Here is a 16,495-nt window from a genome sequence, read left to right as displayed (position 1 = left end):
GCCACTGAGGCCTTGACACGCCGTGTCGCCGATGACTTGAGAGATGTGTCGCCGATGTCCTGACGGAAAACACCCTCAGCTCCACATTGTGATGTCTCAGGACATAGGAAACTCCTGAACCCTCAAAATGGGGGTTCAGGAGTTTCTTTTTGGTGGCTCTTCGGATCTCAGCGGGATGTTGTTCCTGTGCTCAGTGCCCGAGTGCTCACCCACCACGCGCGCGAGCCGCAGTCGATGGACGGCGGCGCCACGTACTATTTCGTCACCGACGGAATCGAGTCTGCACTGGCCCAGGCACGCGAGGTGGCCGGGGATGGTGATGTCGCAATCATGGGTGGCGCGAGCACCATCAACCAGTATCTTGCCGCCGGCCTGATCGACGAGATGCGGCTGCACATCGTGCCGTTCACGCTCGGCGCCGGCACCCGGCTGTTCGAGGGTGTCCCGCCGCTGAATCTCGAGCAGGTGGATTCGCGGGCAGCGAGCTCGGTCACGCACGTGACCTATCGCGTGCTGTCCTGAACCGAAGGGCGGTGTTAACACTGGTCAACGGCTACTGAAGTGGTTGTCCATCCAGGTCACAGCGTGCTGGACCACCTCGTCCTTGGGCTCGACGACGTACCACTCGTCGTCCGAGAGCAGCGAGCATCTTCGTATGTTTCAGTCCCCTCCGATATGCCCGTCAGGATCGAGTGCTTCCGGTGTGCCGGCGCTAAGTGGAGCCGTGCCCGGCCGAGGTGCTATTGCGCTGCGTAGCGCAGGAGTACGGCTCCGGAGACGAACGGCCGCGTCTCCAGGAGCTCCATGTTCACCTTAACCGACTCGAACAGCCGTGCGCCGCGGCCGACGACCAACGGAAAGACGAACAGCCGGTACTCGTCGACCAGGTTCGCGGCGATCAGCGCGTGGACGAGCTGGATGCTCCCGGTCGCGACGATGTCGCGGCCGGACGCCTGCTTCAACGCCGTAACCTTGTCGATGAGGGGACCACGCAACACGGTGGAGTTCTGCCAACCCGGGTCGTGCAGCGTGCTGGAGACGACGTACTTGTGCACCGCGTTCAGGTAGTCGGACACGCCGGTCGGGTCATCGGTTTGCTTCGGCCAGAACTCGCGGAAGGTCTCGAACGTGTGGCGACCCACGAGCAGCGCGTCGGCGGCCTCCTGGTGCTCGGTGTTCGCCGCGATGATGTCAGACTGATCAACATCCTCGGCGAGCGGATCGAACCACCCCTCTGTCATGTCGATCACGCCATCAAGCGTCATGTTCTCCGTAACCACGAGCTTGCGCATCAGGTCCTCCCCAGTTGGTTCCTCCTTCTGCGATAGGACCACTCCGGGTTGCGAAAGTCATCGCTGCCGCTGGCATGCGTCATGGCGGCGGGCGCGGGATTCGCTGCTCCTCTGCTTCGGACATGCTCCCGTTCCTTCTGCTTCAGTGCTGGGGCGGATCGTCCAGCAGGTGGTTGTGCTGCTCGAAGTGGTGCTGCCGGGCTCCGTCGACGGAGGCACGCGTGACTGATGACCCGATCACAGCCCAGTTGGTGCCGGCTCGGAGCAGGTGTGTCGTTGCCAGGCTGGCCAGCGTGGCGCCCGTGGACCAGGTCAGCAAGTGCGTGTGGCGCCAGTCGTCAGTCCGGTCGCTGGAGGGTCGTTCGGGCGCCTGAATGGCGTGGTCGCGGATGCGAACGATCGGTTCCTCGTCCGGGGTCCGGGGATGAGTTTGGTACCACACTTTGCTTAACGTCGATGACCAGATGTGCGTATTGAAAGTCGTGCGGATATGGGCCGAACCACGACGGAAGATGCCCCGTCGTGATTGCTGAACGAGTTCCGCGGTACCGGACTCGCCAGCAACGGTGAGCTCGGCTACGTGTTCGGGGTCGATGATGACGGGATAGTCGGCCTTGCTGAGCCGTCGCCTGCCGAATCGCAAGTCGGTCATGCGTATGGACGCGAGGATGGTGTCGTCGAGTATCCAGTCGACGCGCCGATCGTCCTCCTCGAGAACGGGCACGACGCGCAGGTACCCCCACGGTGTGCGACCGTCGGCGAGTAGGGTCAACGAATATGGGTCGCGGAATACGGGGCACTCACCGGCTTCCAGCGGCTGCCAGGGATCGTATGTCGACATCGTGGACTATCCTGACTGATCCGAGACGATTCTCGCTGAGCCGTCCGTACGTGGATGGTGATGCGGTTTCGGTCTCGTCCGTTACCGTGGTCCTGTGAGCAGCCAGCGAGTGCCCGGTGGAGTGGTACACGAGCTACCCGCAGACCTGCGCGAAGCGCTGATCGCCAACACTACGGCACTCGATGCCTGGAAAGACATCACGCCCTTGGCCCGCAACGAATTCATCTGCTGGGTCGAGGATGCCAAGCAGGAGAGCACCCGAGAGCGCCGCATTCGCCGCACCCGAGAGGAACTGATGGAAGGCCAGCGCCGGCCCTGCTGCTGGCCAGGGTGCAAGCACCGCGAGCGCACCGGCAGCGGGGCATGACCATCCGTCACCTGGCCCGGCAGGCTATTTCGCGTTCTGTAGCACGTCCGCCCAGAGGTCGCACCGGTGCCGCGATGCAACGTCGACGGGTCGGACGTCGGAAGCGGTGAATTCCCGGGCGACCCCGTCGCTCCGGTACGGAGCCCACCCGGCGCCCGGATGGCCTACCCGGGCGAAATGCGACCACTGGCTGATCAAGGTGTCGCCCAACTCGGTCGTGGGTGAGGGCTCCTGGCTCGGGTGGTAGCTGTTGAAGAAGTAGGTGGTGTGCGCCCCGTGCGCGGCGCCTTCGGGAAAGCCCTGGAAGACCGCACCGGTGGGTTCGGAGAACTCGTAGACGAACACCGGGGAGTAGCGAGAAGCGACCTCCGCGAAGTCGAGGTTCGGACAGGGACCGACCCCTCGGCCGTCATCGGTCATCAGGGTCGCCAGCGCAAGGTCGGGTGATGCGTAGTCCGCCAGCGGGTAGGCCGCGAGCACCCGGTCGGCGTGGCCACCGTAGCGGGCGCGGATGAACTGCTCGTACTCCTCCGCCGTCACGTGCCCCTGCCCGGAGCGGAGACGATCGAGGATGACGGTACGCATCTCGTCCCGATTGGTGCCAAGGAGCATTGGCACCCGGCTCCCGATTCCGGTCTCGACCGCGGTCTGGGGTTGTGCGGGCAACGCCGGAGTCCCGGCGACGGGCATGAACGGCAGGTTGGTGAGGTTCTCGGTCAGTGTGACCTGTTTCCACCGCAGTCTGGAGAGATCCTCGGCAGGAAGTGCTCGCAGGCAGTCCATGACGTCGTCAGTGTCCGCGCAGTCGAGCTCGGTCGCCGCGCTGTCGGCTCGTCGCCCTGCCTCGGCACGGCTGAGCAGATCGGTTCCGCAGGGCCCGCTCTCCGAGATTGCCCGGTCGAACAACCCGCGCGCCGCGGGTGCCGCGACCTGGGCGCACACGCTGAAGGCGCCTGCGGACTCGCCAGCTGTGGTCACGTTGTCCGGGTCACCACCGAAGGCGGCGATGTTGCGCCGAACCCAACGCAAAGCCGCGACCTGATCGGCGATACCGAAGTTGCCTGCCCACGGGTCGCTCATTTCCCGGTGCCCCAGGAATCCGAGGGCACCGAGGCGATAGTTCGCCGTCACGACGATCACATTGCCGCCGCCGCTGTAGGGTCGCGGATCGTAGAGCGCAGAATCACCCCCACCGAAACCGCCGCCGTGCCAATAGACGACGACCGGCAGCGGGCGGCGATTCTTCGTCGGGACGTGGATGTTGAGATACAGGCAGTCCTCGCTGCCGACCGATCCCTCCCACCTGGTGGTCTGTGCGCACTTGGATGCTGGCTCGGTGGCGTCCCGCACAGCCGACCAGGGTTGTACCGGTTGCGGCGCGCGGAACCGACGATCACCGGTCGGCGGTGCGGCGTAGGGCACTCCCTTGAAGACGAGATGATCCTCGGTGGCGTAGCCGCGCACGTAGCCGGCGTCGGTGCGCACCTTCGTGTCCGGCTGCGGTGGATCTGCCGACGCCGGGACTGTTGGCACCAGCACGGCGGAGACCAGGGTGAGTGTGGTGACGAGACGGCGAAACATCAGGGCTTCCCTCTTCACGTTGGCGACTGAATGTATGCTGCCAACACTTCAAGCAACTGGTCGTTTGTGCGTCGATGTCATGACGTATTCCGGCATACGTCGTGGGACGTACGTCTTGTTGGCCCTCCCGCGGAGTATGTGGCGAGGGAAACACGCCTGAAGGTGCAGCACGGGCCGTGCGTCGCCCTGCCCACGCTCGGAGGGGACAGGCGCCGTGCGCTAGATGCCCCGGTGGACGAGGTCGGTAAACAGGTCCATCGCGGTATCGACGGCCTCGCGGTCGCCGGTGACAGCAAGGTCAAACACCAGGCCGCGCGCTACGGCGAGGGCGAGCCGGGCCAGATCTTTGGCCCGTTCGTCCGTCCCGACGGCGACCGCGAACGTCTCCGTGAGCGGTTCCAACCAGCCCTCGGCGAGCCACCGGCGCAGTGGGGCAGCATAGTCACGGCCGCGCATGGCTTGGCTGGACAGCTCGAAGAACAAGGGCGCGAAGACCTCCGCGGTGGACGCCACGTGTGCCCAGAAAACCCATCCGGCCTCCCACGGGTCACTCGTGGCGGCACGGAACTCTGCGAGAGCCTCGCGTTCAGACCGTTCCACCTGTTCGACCACCGCGGCCAGCAGTCCTTCGCGGGAACCGAAGTGGTAGTTGAGCATGCGGTGGTTGGTCCCGATGCCCGCGGCGAGCGTGCGCAGGCTGGTGTCGCCGACGCCATGGGTGGCGAACCACTCCACGGCGCGGGCGGCGAGGTCGTCGCGGGGGCTCACTGGGATTCAGCCAGCCGCGCGAACGTCGTCACTTCGGTCTGGAGGTAGCGCTTCGTCAGCCGCGAATAGAGCAGCTTCGGCAGCCACGCGAGCGGCCCGGACCAGTCGATGCCGACCCGGAGCGTGCTGCCGTCGGGGTTTTCGGTGACCTCGTGGATGCCCGTGGTCCGGATCCCCGGTACGACGGATACCCATGTGAACGCCTCGCCGGGGCGCCAGTCAGTGATCACCCACCGGGCCTTCGGCAGCCGCGGCTGCCGGACGACGTAGGCGGCGTTAACCCCGGGACCTGCCTGGTTGTTGTCGACCGGTTCCACCGCGTCGCAGGTCGGCAGCATCTCCGGCCACGCGGTGATGTTGGACATGACCTGCCAGACCCGCGAAGGAGAGGCCGCACAGGATGCTTCAGCTTTCCACATGTACCAAATGGTACATAACCTCGATGACCGCGCTCAGCGAGGGATGAGTCCCATGTCGATAACGATCCAGGTACCTGCCGGCAGGATGTGAACGCTTAGGTAGCTGAGCCGCCAGCGACGACTCAGCTACGGTCGCTTGACCTCAGTGGCCACGGAGGACTTCCAGGCGGGTGCGGTACTCTTCGGCATCGATCTGGCCGGCGGCGTACTCCTCGGCGAGACGGGCCTCTCCAGCGCGCCGTGGTGCCTGGATGCGACTGCGGCGGATCATCACGATCGTGACGATCACAGCCGCGGTGATGAACAGGAACCATGCAAGCGGGAAGATCGGCCAGAAACCGGGCCCGCCCTCGTGTTCCCACGGGCCGTCGGCGACATGAGTGACCAGTACGTCGGAGATGGACATCGGTGCCTCCTGGGTGTGGTGCTGTGATGTGTGGCACCAGACTCACGCATAAGCGGTCCGTGGGCATCGGTTCGGTTGCGTAATTTGACCTACGACGTGAGCGGCGTGGCAGCTGGCAACGTATACGTCGAGCGACGTATACGCGCGGGTCGGAGGGGTGCATGATCGCGGCGACAGCCGGCGGATCCGAGTGTCTATTGACGGGCCAGCCCGGAGCGGTAGGCGATCACTACGAGCTGCGCGCGGTCGCGGGCATCGAGCTTGATCATTGCGCGGCTGACGTGCGTGCGTGCGGTGGCGGGGCTGATCACGAGGTGCTCGGCGATCTCGTGGTTGGACATGCCCTCGGCGACGAGGGCGACGATCTCGCGCTCCCGATCGGTGAGCTGCTCCAGTTGCGGGTGAGGCTCGGGGGCACGGAGGGTATTGCCGGTGAACTCCCGGATCAGGGTCCGGGTGACGGATGGGGCGAGTAGAGCGCCGCCGTCGTGGACGGTACGAATCGCCTCGAGCAGGTCGGCTGGAGGAGTGTTCTTGAGGAGGAAGCCGCTGGCCCCGATCCGGAGCGCCTCGAAGACGTACTCGTCAAGTTCGAACGTCGTCAACACCAGCACCCGCGTTGCGCCCAGCTCGGGCTCGGTCACGATCCTGCGGGTGGCCTCCAGCCCGTCAATGCCGGGCATGCGGATGTCCATCAGGATGACGTCCGGTTTGGTCTCGGCGGCCATCGCGACGGCACCGAGCCCGTCTGCTGCCTCCGCGGCCACAGCGAAGCCGTCCTCGGCTTCGATGAGCGCCCGGAGTCCGAGCCGGACCACGTCCTGGTCATCGACAAGAAGAACCGAGATCATGCCGCCTCCTCGCACGGAATGGTGGCCCGGATTTCGAAGGTGCCGGTGGCGCTGTCCGGACCAGCGGTGAATCGCCCGCCGAGCTGCTCGACCCGACGACGCATGCCGGAGATACCGACACCGTCGGCGTGCGCGTCGGCGGCGAGGTTCTGGTTGATCACCCGCAGGATGATGTGGTCACGCTGGTAATCGACGCCGACCTCGGCCCGGGGATGGGCCGAGTGCTTGACCACGTTGGTCAGTGATTCCTGCAGCACGCGATACGCCGCCACGTCGACGGCCGCGCGCAGCGGACGGCGCTTCCCGGTGATCGTCAGGTCGACCTCGAGGCCGGCGTGACGCATCCGATCACATAGAGCCTCCAACCTGGCGAGCCCGGGCGCCGGGGCCCGGAGCTCGGTCGAGCTCACTTCCCCCGGTTTGATCTTCGCGAGTGTCGTGCGCAGCTCGGATAGGCCCTCGGAACTGGTTCGGCTGATCTCCTCGAGGGCGGTAATGGCCTGCTCGGGTCGGCTGTCCTTCATATGGAGCGCGATGTCGGCATGCATCTGGATGGCCGCCAGACCGTGTCCGACGACGTCGTGTACCTCGTGGGCCAGCCGGACCCGCTCGGCCTCGACCAGCCGCTTCTCGGCGGCCGACCTCTCGCGGGCGTTTGCCTCCACCACGAGTCGACGCGCTGCGCCGACCGTGAACGGGATGGCGACCCACGCCAGCGCCGGAATGACGCTGGCCATGCCTTCGGCAGATGCGTCGTTCACCGGGATGTGCAGCACCAGTAGCACGAATGCGACCGTGGCCCACACGGCGGCCCGGCGCACCGGCCGTTGTCTTGCGAGCGTGTAGACGGTGAGCAGCACGAAGCCGAAGATCGGGCCGTAGGGGTAACTCCCCATCAGATACGCCGCTATGGCGGTATGCGAACCAAGAAGCGCCAGTTCCGGCCATCGATGCCGCAGCGCCGTGGGAATGCTGGCGGCGACGACCAGAGTGGCACCCAGGATGTCGGCGTCACGATAGTCCGGCGTGGTGGCGGCGATCGCCGGCATGAGCGCGATCGTGAACCCGGTCAGAATCAGGACGAGCACGAGGTCAGCATGCAGGCCAGAGCGACGCCAGCCGGTCGGATTCGAGACGCGATCATCGCCGATCTGGGTCACGTCCCCCGTCCCCGCGATCGACGGCTGTGCCTGGTCGAGTCGATCCATGATCCCAGGATCGGGGAACCGCCGGGATGCGGCGTCCGTCGTCGAGCGGTCTTGAGCCTACGTCGGAGTGCGTACCGGCGGCCGTACTGGCCGTTCTCGCGCGCAATCCCAGAGCCGATGAATGACGGATTCCGAAAGGGCTGGATCGGACGAACGTGGGAGCCGATGTCACGACCAGCGTGACACCGGACCGAGAGGAGACGGTCATGCCTACCACAGTTCCAGCCCCAACCCCGAGCCGGATCCGGCAGAAGCGGGAGGCCACTCCTGTCCGGCGAGCAGAACGGCAGGCTGCCTCCTGGCTCGCCACCCACAGCGTCACCGCGCTGCGGATCAGCCTCGGGCTCGTCATCCTCGGCTTCGGAGTGCTCAAGTACGTTCCGGGGGCCTCACCGGCCGAACAGCTCGCGATGCGGACCACCGACGCGCTCACGTTCGGAATCGTCAACGGTCAGTTGGCGGTGGTAGGCACCGCCATGGTGGAGACGGTCATCGGGTTGATCCTGCTCACCGGCCGGTTCATGAAACCCGGCATGGTCATTATGGCCGGCTGGCTTGCCGGCATCTTGGCCCCGGTGGTGCTCTTCCCGAGCGAGATGTTTCCCGAAGGCCTGCCGACGCTGGCGGCTCAATACGTCCTCAAGGACATCATCCTGGTTGCAGCCTCCATGGTGGTGGCCGCTCATGTCCTGGGAGCCCGGCTGCGAGTGACTGACCGGTGACCGATGGCCCACCCTGTGGGAACGACTCGTCACGACGCGGTGGCCGTCACAGCCGCGCTTGCTGGCTGTGGCGCCATCGTTGTGGGGTGATGCCGTAGCGGTCTCGGAAGCGCCGGACGAGATAGGTGGCGTCGCGCAGCCCGGTCCGGGCGGCGATCACGTCGAGCGGCAGATCGGTCTCGCGCAACATCCGGCGAGCGCCGGAATGGCGTCCGGTGTGAACGTGACCGACCACGCCCGGCAGCGGGCCAGCTCCGAGGCGGCCGCGACGCCGATGACCTGCCCGGGAGACACGGCGTGGACGTCGCCGGCGCGTAGCGACCGCTTGGTGCCGTCGACGGCGAACGAGCCCGTGCCCTCCTCGATATACACCAGGGTGAGGAAGTCGTGGGCGTGCCGGTGATCCGGCGGGAGGCTGACGTGGGCATCCTTGGGGTCGAAGCGGATCACCGAGACGGCGGAACGCCGGGGCGCTGTTCGTGGCGGTAGACCGGCGTGCCGAGGGCATGAGGGAGCACCCATGAGAGCCACGACAGCCGCAACCGATGTACGTATCCTCGACCAGCGCACACCGGAGGAGCGGGATCGTCCGTTCCTGCCGGGCATGGGCAGGACCTGGCTCCTCCCGCTGTACGACGTTGTCACCCGGGTGCTCGGCGCTCGCGCATTGCACGTGCGGGCGGTCGAACTTGCCGGTATCGCGCCCGGCCACGTCGTAGTCGACGCCGGCTGTGGTACGGGCAATCTGTCGTTCGCCGTGCTCGCGGCAGAGCCGGACGCCCGGGTGACCGGGCTCGACCCCGACCACGACGCCCTGCGCAGGGCCGCACGCAAGGCGCGCCGCCGCAACCTCTCCCTGACCCTGGTCCAGGGATACGCCGACCGGATTCCCGCCGAGGACGGTGGCCACTCCACGCATGGCCACGGCTCGACCCACGTCCTCCGGCACCTGCCCCGGCCGATGCGCTCCCGGAAGGCGCACGGTCCTGCCGTAGCCGGCAACCCCGACAACGACATACCCGCGCTCCTCGCCGGGGCCGGGTTCGATGCGGCCCGCGAGGTCGACCACGTCGACCACAGGTTTGGACGGATCACCTTCGTCCAGGCGACCCGTCCAGCGTAGGTGTGCTGACCGCGAATGCGGGTGGCAGGTCACATGATCATGCTGCGGACGGGGGCCGCCACGAGGGGTCGCGTCCGGTCAGGCCGATGAGCTGGTCGAGGAGGGGTGCGTCCGGCGGCACCGGAACCGGTGCGCCGAACAGGCCCGGGCTTCCCTCCGGGTTCTCCGCGACTGATGATTGCACGAACTCGTGCACTGCCTGTAATAGGTGCGGCTCGCAGGTGAAGTCCTGTCCACTGGCGACAGCGAGATCCCAGCCGTGCACGACCACCTCGTCCAGAGCGACGACGCCGGCTATCTCCGCGGGCATGTCGACGCCGCCTGCCTGTGTCATCCCGGTCCACGCGGATTCGTCCTTCCACGCGCTGGCCAGGGCGGCCAGACGCTCGGGAATTCGGGTGCGCCAATCATCTCCGAGCCGGGAAGCATCGGCCGACGGGCCCTGGCTGCCATTCTCCGGGGGTGTCTTCGACGCCGCAGCCGCGAAGGCGAGGGACAGCCCGTCGATGTGGTCCAGCAAATCGCCGACACTCATGTCGCTACACGGGGTCGGCGCATCCAGTTGCTCGTCCCGTATCCCCTGGACGAGTCCGGCCAGCTCGCGGGTCGCGGGTTCCAGATCCAGCATCTCACTCCTTGCAGATCTCGTGCCTGTCGGTGATTGGACTTTCCCAGAGTCCCGAACTCATCGGGCATGTGGCGCTCCAGCGTGGCAGCAAGCCCCGACACGGCGGGCGGTGGCTTCTCGTACGCCGGGTATCTCAGAGAATAGCGATGATGCGTGCCGCCTATATCGAAGAGATCGGGCCGCCCGAGAATATACGGCTCGGCGATCTTCCTCGGCCTCGGATCGGGCCAACCGATGTGCTCGTCGACGTGGACGTCACGACCGTCAATCCGGTCGACACATTCGTCCGATCCGGTTTGTATCGCACTCCGATGCCGTTGCCGTTCGTGATCGGGCGCGATCTGGTCGGCAGGGTGGCCGCATGCGGTGAGGGTGTGGCGGGATTTTCGACGGGCGATCGGGTGTGGTGCAACAGCCTGGGTCACGGTGGGAGGCAGGGCGCGGCAGCCCAGCAGGCTACCGTGCCTGCCGACCGGCTCTATCGTCTGCCACCCGGAGTGGACCCCGACGACGCGGTCGGTGTGCTGCATCCGGCCGCCACCGCAGCTCTCGCATTGTTCCAGCACGCACAGGCGCGTCCGGGTGAAACGGTCCTGGTTGCCGGTGCAGCCGGGAACGTAGGCAGCGCTCTGGTGAGGATCGCGACCCAGGCAGGCATGCGGGTGATCGCGACAGCTCGGGCCGCGGACGCGGAATATTGCCGCATGCTCGGTGCGTCGGACGTGGTCGACTACCGGGACTCTGCCGTGGGGGAGCGTCTCGGGGCGATGTGTCCTGGCGGCGTTGACGTTGTGGTGGACACATCAGGTGTCAACGACCTGACAGCTGCGGTGGATCTGCTTGCCTTCCGGGGCCGGATCGTCGTTCTCTCGGGGCCACATGCGCAGCCGGTTCTTCCGGTCGGATCGTTGTACATGAAGGATGGCTCGGTCACCGGGTTCGCGATCTCGCACGCGACTATCGCGGAGCTCGCCGAGGCCGCACGAATGATCAATCGACTCCTGGCTCGTGGCGTATTGCGGCCCCGATCGGTGGAGCGGGTGTCGCTCGGCGACGCCGTGGATGCGCACCTCCGTATGGAGCGGGGAGAGCTGCACGGCAAGCGATTGGTGATGCACGTGCCGTCGTGAGCAACTCGAATCTCGCCAGCCGTCGCTTCGGAGCTCGCCCGTGATATGCCGTGCCGATGAGGATGCCGGTTCCTGAAGGACGTCGACGGTGACCTAGATTTGGGACGTGGCACGCAGCCCCGGTGTCGATCATTGTACGTGCGGTGCTCTCGCCGGTCCGCTCGGTCTGTGCATGGATTACTATCATGCGCTGCTCGCCGAAGAGCAGACCGATGCGTGCATGTACCGGTGGCATGCCCCTGTGATCTGCGCTTATCTTTTGCAACATCCGGACAGGGCTGATGCCACGTATCTCGACGGCCAGTTCCGCATGCTGCAGCTCTATCTGGACCAGGGCCTGGATACTTTGCTCCGGGTAACGGCTCGCCAGGCCGAGCTGAACAGGCATGGCCGGCGGACGGGCTATGACATGGAGTCCCTTGCCCCGTATGCGCCCCTCCCGTCAGGCGGACCTCCCGAACACTTCGATTCGGCCTTTTCCGGGTTGCCGGTGACGCACGGCAGTTTCGTGTTCGACGGCTATGAGGCGTATGGGCAACGCATCGAATCCATCGCCGCCGCAACCGTCGACGCGTGGAACGCCGTCCAGAACTGAACGTCTCCAGAGCCGGTTGGCGATGTGATCGATCGATCGGTTGATACGGCGAATCAACCCGTCCGCTAGCCGGGTGGACGATCCGCTGGCCTGCCCGCAGCGTTGATTCTTGTGCCATGGCGATTATCGAGGTGGCCAATCTGCACAAGAGCTATGGCGAGACGGTGGCGGTCGACGACGTCTCATTCTCCGTTGACGAGGGCGAGATCTTCGGAATTCTCGGTCCGAATGGTGCGGGAAAGACGACGACGGTGGAGTGCATCGAGGGTCTGCGCCAGCCCGATCGTGGTTCGGTGACCGTGCTCGGCCTGCACCCGCAGCGCGATAGCGTCGAGTTGCGGCAACGGCTCGGGGCGCAGTTACAAGAGAGCGAGCTGCCGGGCAAGATCAAGGTCTGGGAGGCGCTGGATCTCTACAGCTCCTACTATCGGCAGCCAGCGGACTGGAACGAGCTGCTCGACGTGCTCGGCATCGCGGACAAGCGAGACGTCCAGTACCGGAAACTGTCCGGTGGCCAGAAGCAGCGGCTTTCGATCGCACTGGCGCTGGTGGGTGGCCCGACCATAGCCGTGCTCGACGAGCTGACCACCGGGCTGGATCCACAAGCTCGCCGGGATACGTGGGAGCTGATCGACCAGGTTCGGAATTCCGGTGTGACGATCGTTCTCGTCACGCATTTCATGGACGAGGCCGAGCGGCTGTGCGACCGGCTCGCCCTGATCGACAGCGGGCGGGTTGCTGCCCTGGACACTCCAGCGGGCCTTGTGGCGCGGGCCGACCAGGAGCAGCGGGTGTGGTTCCGACCGTCGCGAGAGCTGGACGATCGGTTGCTCACCGAGCTCTCCGAGGTGAGCGATGTACGTCGCAACGGTGAGCGGCTGATCGTGTCGGGCAGCGGAAACCTGCTGCATGCGGTGACGTCGATGCTGGCGCGCCACCACGTCGTCGCCCACGACCTGCGTGTTGACCAGGCCAGCCTGGACGACGCATTCGTCGCCCTCACGGGCCGTCGGCTCGATCAGTGAATTCCGAACGGGAGATGACACCCATGTCCACGTTGTTGAAGACGACTGCCGTCGAGGGGAAGCTGTTCCTCCGCGAGCCCATGTCGGTGATCTTCGGAGTGCTGTTCCCGACCGCCCTCCTGCTCGGACTCGGTGCTATTCCCGCCCTGCGGGAACCGTCAGACGAGTTCGACGGTGCGCGGTTCGTGGAACTGTGGACTCCGACGGCGCTTGTGCTCGGCCTCGCCATCCTGGGACTGCAGCACATCCCGGGTGTGGTCGCCACCTACCGGGAGAATGGCATCTTGCGCCGGATGTCCACCACGCCCGTTCACCCGGCCAAGCTGCTGGTCGCGCAGCTTACCGTCGCGCTTGTGGCGGCGGTCGTGGCAGCGGTCCTGTTGATCATCGCGGCGTGGCTGGTCCTCGACGTATCACCGCCCGAATACCCGTTCACCTTCGCCCTCGCCTTCCTGGTCGGCTTCGGCGCATTACTAGCGATCGGCTTGCTGATCGCTGCCGTGGCCCCGAACGCGCGGGCCGCCAGTGGTCTGGCGATATTCGTTTTCATGCTGGTCATGCTCGTGGGTGGAGTGTATATGCCCCGATTCCTCATGCCGGAGTTCTTGATACGCCTGGGCGACTACACACCTCCCGGCGTACAAGCGTTGCTGGATGCGTGGTTAGGCGACACTGCGGCCGCGGCAGCGGTCGGTTCCACGACGGCCGGGCCCTCGGAACCCCTGCAGCTGGGGATAATGGGATTGATCGCAGTGGTGGCGGGGTGGTCGGCAGCCAGGCTGTTCCGCTGGGAATGACAACGGGGAGCGCGCGCAATGGCCGGCCGACGGGGAAGGTTGCAGTGCGGCGACACCACGACCAACTGGGAGTGGTGGTGGGAAGCACTGCTGATCTTCGTCCCGTGGATCCTTCTCATCCCGCCGACGGTTGTCAGCCAGATGTCGTCGGACCAGAGCTGGACGAACCGCGCCGGTACATTGGCCCTGGTGGTGCTCGCTGCCAGTTGGGTACTCGCCGGACACACGCTGGCTTCCCGCGAGCGCCGGGCCCGTGCGGCGCCGATGGCCGTGTACTTTGTGGGCCTGCTGGCCCTGTTCGTGGCGCTGATGAGCCGCGACGAGATCTTCGTGCTGTTTGCGATCACGGGCTTCTTCCATGCCTACCAGCTGAGACCGTGGCCTGTCGGCGTGGCCGGGGTCTTCGGCACGTCGGTCGTTCTCAACACGATGGCGATGGGTTTCCCGGAGGCGAAGGCGCAGTCGATCGGGACGTACGTCGGCGTGATCGCCATCCAGACGGCTGCGATCGGCGTGGGGATCGTGTTCGCCGTGAAAGGTGCCGAACACGACAGGCAGCGCGAGGAGATGGTGGCGAGGTTGGAGGCTGCCCTGGAAGAGAACGCCGGGCTGCATGCTCAATTGCTGACTCAGGCCCGTGAGGCCGGCGTGCTCGACGAACGTCAGCGCATGGCCCGGGAGATCCACGACACTCTCGCGCAGGGCCTGACGGGCATCGTGACCCAGGTGCAGGCGGCGCAGCGTGGATGGGAACCGCCTGACCAGGCACGACAACATCTGGACCGCGCCTTGGAGCTCGCCCGGCATAGCTTGACCGAGGCACGCAGATCCGTACAGGCTCTCCGGCCGCGCGAACTGGACGGCGCGCACCTGCCCGACGCGCTCGATGACCTGGCGCAACAGTGGGCCGAAGGCACGGGCGTGACGCTGAGTGTGGGCGTCACCGGAGATCGGCTCCCGCTCAGCCCGGCGATCGAGGTCGCCCTGTTCCGGGCGGCGCAAGAGGCACTGACGAACGTCGCCAAGCACGCCCAGGCCTCGCGGGTCGGGCTGACGCTGTCCTACCTGGACGACGTCGTCTTGCTCGATGTCCGGGACGACGGGAAGGGGATGCAGGATAGGGGTCAGGCGGGGTTCGGGCTGAACAGTATGCGGCAGCGGATCCGCAGTGTCGGAGGGACCGTGGACATCGAGAGCGAACCGGGCGAAGGTACGGCGATCAGCGCCAGCGTCCCAGCGATCACTGTGGAGCAGAAGTGATCCGCGTATTGATCGTCGACGACCATCCGGTGGTCCGCGATGGGCTGCGCGGGGCCTTCGCCCATGAGCCGGACATCGAGGTGGCTGGCGATGCGTCCAACGGCAGGGAAGCGGTGGACCGGGCCGCGGCACTCGGCGTGCACGTCGTGCTCATGGACCTGCGGATGCCGGGAATGGACGGCGTGCAGGCGATCGCCGCGCTGCGTCAGATGTCCGCTGACGTCGGGGTGCTGGTGCTGACCACCTTCGACAGCGAGAGCGACGTCTTGCCGGCGATAGAGGCGGGCGCCACGGGCTACCTTCTCAAAGACGCCCCAACCGAGGAGCTGATACGCGCGGTCCGCGCTGCGGCACGTGGAGAGTCAGTGCTCGCTCCATCGGTCGCGCACCAGCTGATGGGACGGGTGCGCAAGCCGTCCACATCTGCGCTCAGCGACCGGGAGTTCGAAGTGCTCCGGCTGGTCGCCGACGGCGCCTCTAACCGGGATGCGGCCGCTCGGCTGTTCATCAGCGAGGCGAGCATCAAGACCCATCTCCAGCACATCTACGACAAGCTGGGCGTTCGGGACCGGGCTGCGGCAGTCGGCGAGGCTTACCGGCGCGGCCTGCTCGGTTAGCTACTCTTCGGGTCATGTCGGACGTGCTCGTCGGATCGGTCGTCATTCTCGGCATGGTGCTCGTGGTGCCACTCGGGCTGCGTCTCATGGACGACGGCCGAGGTGCGCTACATGTGATCGTTCAGATCTGGCCCGGTGCGGCCCTGGCCGGAGCAGTGTCGTTGGTACTGGAACGCGGTGGCCTGGCCGTGGCGTTGGCGAGCGTCTATGCCCTGGTTACTCTGTGGCTCGCCGCCCTGGCGGTGCTCCGGTTGTGGCGTCGGCGATCCTTGCGGCCGGTAGAGATCGCCATATTGACCGCCATGGTCGCTCCCCTGGTCGCCGGAAGCAGCCTGATCGCCGAACGCGCCGGTTACGAACTGTTCGGCTTCGACGTGGCCATCCTCGCGCTCACGGTGGCACATTTTCACTTCGCCGGTTTTGCCGCTGCGCTGATCGCGGGACTGGCGGCGAGTACGGTGTGCTCACCGATGTCGGAGACCGCTGCTCTGACGGTCCCGGTGGGCACCGCGCTGGTCTTCGCGGGGTATTTCACCTCGGACGAGGTAGAGCTACTGGGAGCCGTCGTACTCACCGCAGGCATGTGGATGCTCGGCTGGACGATGTGGCGACGTGTCCGCCCCGCATCGACACACCATGCGACCCGGCTGCTGTTCACGATCAGCGCGGCCGTACTCGCGGCTACGATGATCCTGGCGTTGAGCTGGGCCGCCGGCCAGGTGTGGAATGTGGTGCCGTATCTGTCGTTGTCGTGGATGGTGGCGACGCACGGCATCGCCAACGCCCTGGGGTTCGCCGTCTGCGGGCTGCTGGCATGGCGCCGGCTGCGAGATGAGCTGTCTGATGCCCGGCTGCCTGGATAGCC

The 16,495-nt window shown here is 66.1% G+C and carries 21 protein-coding genes and 1 pseudogene; 11 read left to right on the top strand and 11 right to left on the bottom strand.

Annotated features, from left to right (window positions below; all coding sequences use genetic code 11):
- Positions 1–201 precede the first annotated feature (201 nt).
- Positions 202–522: pseudogene (locus DPM12_RS13840) on the top strand (dihydrofolate reductase family protein); the annotation flags it as partial.
- Between the two features lie 218 nt (positions 523–740).
- Here DPM12_RS13840 and DPM12_RS13835 read toward each other — a convergent pair.
- Together DPM12_RS13835 and DPM12_RS13830 are read right to left on the bottom strand one after the other, a co-directional pair.
- Positions 741–1,292, bottom strand: coding sequence for a dihydrofolate reductase family protein (locus DPM12_RS13835; protein WP_112258908.1), 552 nt, complete (start codon positions 1,290–1,292; stop codon positions 741–743).
- 142 nt (positions 1,293–1,434) lie between these two features.
- Positions 1,435–2,133: a hypothetical protein gene (locus DPM12_RS13830; protein WP_112258907.1), complete on the bottom strand. Its 699-nt coding sequence runs from the start codon at positions 2,131–2,133 to the stop codon at positions 1,435–1,437.
- A 94-nt stretch (positions 2,134–2,227) separates the two neighbouring features.
- Between DPM12_RS13830 and DPM12_RS13825 the strand changes: the two genes are divergently transcribed.
- Positions 2,228–2,500, top strand: coding sequence for a YdeI/OmpD-associated family protein (locus DPM12_RS13825; protein WP_112258906.1), 273 nt, complete (start codon positions 2,228–2,230; stop codon positions 2,498–2,500).
- 24 nt (positions 2,501–2,524) lie between these two features.
- Here DPM12_RS13825 and DPM12_RS13820 read toward each other — a convergent pair whose 3' ends face one another.
- From DPM12_RS13820 to DPM12_RS13795, 6 genes are all read right to left on the bottom strand, one after another.
- On the bottom strand, positions 2,525–4,099 hold the full coding sequence (locus tag DPM12_RS13820) for a carboxylesterase/lipase family protein (protein WP_123788594.1): 1,575 nt from the start codon (positions 4,097–4,099) through the stop codon (positions 2,525–2,527).
- A gap of 201 nt (positions 4,100–4,300) precedes the next feature.
- Entirely contained in the window at positions 4,301–4,849 is a 549-nt protein-coding gene (locus DPM12_RS13815; RefSeq protein WP_112258904.1) for a TetR family transcriptional regulator, read from the bottom strand.
- Positions 4,846–5,268: an SRPBCC family protein gene (locus DPM12_RS13810; protein ID WP_112258903.1), complete on the bottom strand. Its 423-nt coding sequence runs from the start codon at positions 5,266–5,268 to the stop codon at positions 4,846–4,848. Before DPM12_RS13810 ends, DPM12_RS13815 begins: the two co-directional genes overlap by 4 nt.
- A 142-nt stretch (positions 5,269–5,410) precedes the next feature.
- Entirely contained in the window at positions 5,411–5,674 is a 264-nt protein-coding gene (locus DPM12_RS13805; RefSeq protein WP_112258902.1) for an SHOCT domain-containing protein, read from the bottom strand.
- 194 nt (positions 5,675–5,868) lie between these two features.
- Positions 5,869–6,525 (bottom strand): response regulator transcription factor, encoded by a 657-nt coding sequence (locus tag DPM12_RS13800; protein WP_112258901.1) that lies wholly within the window; start codon positions 6,523–6,525, stop codon positions 5,869–5,871.
- Positions 6,522–7,733, bottom strand: coding sequence for a sensor histidine kinase (locus DPM12_RS13795; RefSeq protein ID WP_112258900.1), 1,212 nt, complete (start codon positions 7,731–7,733; stop codon positions 6,522–6,524). The genes DPM12_RS13800 and DPM12_RS13795 overlap by 4 nt, the downstream gene beginning before the upstream one ends.
- A gap of 206 nt (positions 7,734–7,939) precedes the next feature.
- On the opposite strand from DPM12_RS13795, the gene DPM12_RS13790 reads away from it, so the two are divergent.
- A complete protein-coding gene (locus DPM12_RS13790) occupies positions 7,940–8,455 on the top strand; it encodes a hypothetical protein (protein ID WP_211658970.1) in 516 nt (171 codons plus the stop codon).
- Between the two features lie 46 nt (positions 8,456–8,501).
- On the opposite strand, the gene DPM12_RS13785 is transcribed toward DPM12_RS13790, so the two are convergent.
- Together DPM12_RS13785 and DPM12_RS13780 are read right to left on the bottom strand one after the other, a co-directional pair.
- Positions 8,502–8,645, bottom strand: a complete 144-nt coding sequence (locus tag DPM12_RS13785) for a helix-turn-helix domain-containing protein (protein WP_112258899.1) — start codon at positions 8,643–8,645, stop codon at positions 8,502–8,504.
- Entirely contained in the window at positions 8,612–8,905 is a 294-nt protein-coding gene (locus DPM12_RS13780; RefSeq protein WP_158542887.1) for an AraC family ligand binding domain-containing protein, read from the bottom strand. Before DPM12_RS13780 ends, DPM12_RS13785 begins: the two co-directional genes overlap by 34 nt.
- Positions 8,906–8,975: 70 nt before the next feature.
- Between DPM12_RS13780 and DPM12_RS13775 the strand changes: the two genes are divergently transcribed.
- On the top strand, positions 8,976–9,578 hold the full coding sequence (locus DPM12_RS13775; protein WP_112258898.1) for a class I SAM-dependent methyltransferase: 603 nt from the start codon (positions 8,976–8,978) through the stop codon (positions 9,576–9,578).
- 37 nt (positions 9,579–9,615) lie between these two features.
- On the opposite strand, the gene DPM12_RS13770 is transcribed toward DPM12_RS13775, so the two are convergent.
- The gene (locus DPM12_RS13770) at positions 9,616–10,206 is read right to left on the bottom strand and encodes a TIGR03086 family metal-binding protein (RefSeq protein WP_112258897.1); all 591 of its coding nucleotides are present in this window, start codon (positions 10,204–10,206) and stop codon (positions 9,616–9,618) included.
- Positions 10,207–10,355: 149 nt separating this feature from the next.
- On the opposite strand from DPM12_RS13770, the gene DPM12_RS13765 reads away from it, so the two are divergent.
- From DPM12_RS13765 to DPM12_RS13735, 7 genes are all read left to right on the top strand, one after another.
- On the top strand, positions 10,356–11,336 hold the full coding sequence (locus DPM12_RS13765) for an NADPH:quinone reductase (protein ID WP_112258928.1): 981 nt from the start codon (positions 10,356–10,358) through the stop codon (positions 11,334–11,336).
- 106 nt (positions 11,337–11,442) lie between these two features.
- The gene (locus DPM12_RS13760; RefSeq protein ID WP_112258896.1) at positions 11,443–11,931 is read left to right on the top strand and encodes a DUF5946 family protein; all 489 of its coding nucleotides are present in this window, start codon (positions 11,443–11,445) and stop codon (positions 11,929–11,931) included.
- A gap of 116 nt (positions 11,932–12,047) precedes the next feature.
- On the top strand, positions 12,048–12,956 hold the full coding sequence (locus DPM12_RS13755) for an ABC transporter ATP-binding protein (RefSeq protein WP_112258895.1): 909 nt from the start codon (positions 12,048–12,050) through the stop codon (positions 12,954–12,956).
- Between the two features lie 23 nt (positions 12,957–12,979).
- Positions 12,980–13,753: an ABC transporter permease gene (locus DPM12_RS13750; RefSeq protein ID WP_112258927.1), complete on the top strand. Its 774-nt coding sequence runs from the start codon at positions 12,980–12,982 to the stop codon at positions 13,751–13,753.
- 18 nt (positions 13,754–13,771) lie between these two features.
- Positions 13,772–15,013, top strand: a complete 1,242-nt coding sequence (locus DPM12_RS13745) for a sensor histidine kinase (RefSeq protein ID WP_112258894.1) — start codon at positions 13,772–13,774, stop codon at positions 15,011–15,013.
- Positions 15,010–15,630 carry a response regulator gene (locus tag DPM12_RS13740; protein WP_112258893.1) on the top strand — a complete coding sequence of 207 codons (621 nt, stop codon included), beginning with the start codon at positions 15,010–15,012 and terminating at the stop codon, positions 15,628–15,630. The genes DPM12_RS13745 and DPM12_RS13740 overlap by 4 nt, the downstream gene beginning before the upstream one ends.
- Before the next feature lie 14 nt (positions 15,631–15,644).
- Complete coding sequence (locus DPM12_RS13735; RefSeq protein ID WP_112258892.1) at positions 15,645–16,493, top strand: YndJ family protein; 849 nt, start codon at positions 15,645–15,647, stop codon at positions 16,491–16,493.
- The last annotated feature ends 2 nt before the right edge of the window (positions 16,494–16,495 follow it).

It is taken from the genome of Phytoactinopolyspora halophila (genome assembly GCF_003287285.1).
Classification (GTDB): Bacteria; Actinomycetota; Actinomycetes; order Jiangellales; family Jiangellaceae; genus Phytoactinopolyspora_A; species Phytoactinopolyspora_A halophila.
Note: the sequence above shows the minus strand (reverse complement) of the source record. Positions and strands in the feature narration are given on the sequence as shown.

What these genes read in the sequence shown, in the direction of transcription:
- DPM12_RS13770 (WP_112258897.1), bottom strand. Translation starts at nt 10,206, where the DNA reads ATGCTGGATCTGGAACCCGCGACCCGCGAGCTGGCCGGACTCGTCCAG.
- DPM12_RS13735 (WP_112258892.1), top strand. Translation starts at nt 15,645, where the DNA reads ATGTCGGACGTGCTCGTCGGATCGGTCGTCATTCTCGGCATGGTGCTC.
- DPM12_RS13805 (WP_112258902.1), bottom strand. Translation starts at nt 5,674, where the DNA reads ATGTCCATCTCCGACGTACTGGTCACTCATGTCGCCGACGGCCCGTGG.
- DPM12_RS13775 (WP_112258898.1), top strand. Translation starts at nt 8,976, where the DNA reads ATGAGAGCCACGACAGCCGCAACCGATGTACGTATCCTCGACCAGCGC.
- DPM12_RS13830 (WP_112258907.1), bottom strand. Translation starts at nt 2,133, where the DNA reads ATGTCGACATACGATCCCTGGCAGCCGCTGGAAGCCGGTGAGTGCCCC.
- DPM12_RS13810 (WP_112258903.1), bottom strand. Translation starts at nt 5,268, where the DNA reads ATGTGGAAAGCTGAAGCATCCTGTGCGGCCTCTCCTTCGCGGGTCTGG.
- DPM12_RS13750 (WP_112258927.1), top strand. Translation starts at nt 12,980, where the DNA reads ATGTCCACGTTGTTGAAGACGACTGCCGTCGAGGGGAAGCTGTTCCTC.
- DPM12_RS13790 (WP_211658970.1), top strand. Translation starts at nt 7,940, where the DNA reads ATGCCTACCACAGTTCCAGCCCCAACCCCGAGCCGGATCCGGCAGAAG.
- DPM12_RS13765 (WP_112258928.1), top strand. Translation starts at nt 10,356, where the DNA reads ATGCGTGCCGCCTATATCGAAGAGATCGGGCCGCCCGAGAATATACGG.
- DPM12_RS13800 (WP_112258901.1), bottom strand. Translation starts at nt 6,525, where the DNA reads ATGATCTCGGTTCTTCTTGTCGATGACCAGGACGTGGTCCGGCTCGGA.
- DPM12_RS13745 (WP_112258894.1), top strand. Translation starts at nt 13,772, where the DNA reads ATGGCCGGCCGACGGGGAAGGTTGCAGTGCGGCGACACCACGACCAAC.
- DPM12_RS13755 (WP_112258895.1), top strand. Translation starts at nt 12,048, where the DNA reads ATGGCGATTATCGAGGTGGCCAATCTGCACAAGAGCTATGGCGAGACG.
- DPM12_RS13785 (WP_112258899.1), bottom strand. Translation starts at nt 8,645, where the DNA reads ATGTTGCGCGAGACCGATCTGCCGCTCGACGTGATCGCCGCCCGGACC.
- DPM12_RS13795 (WP_112258900.1), bottom strand. Translation starts at nt 7,733, where the DNA reads ATGGATCGACTCGACCAGGCACAGCCGTCGATCGCGGGGACGGGGGAC.
- DPM12_RS13835 (WP_112258908.1), bottom strand. Translation starts at nt 1,292, where the DNA reads ATGCGCAAGCTCGTGGTTACGGAGAACATGACGCTTGATGGCGTGATC.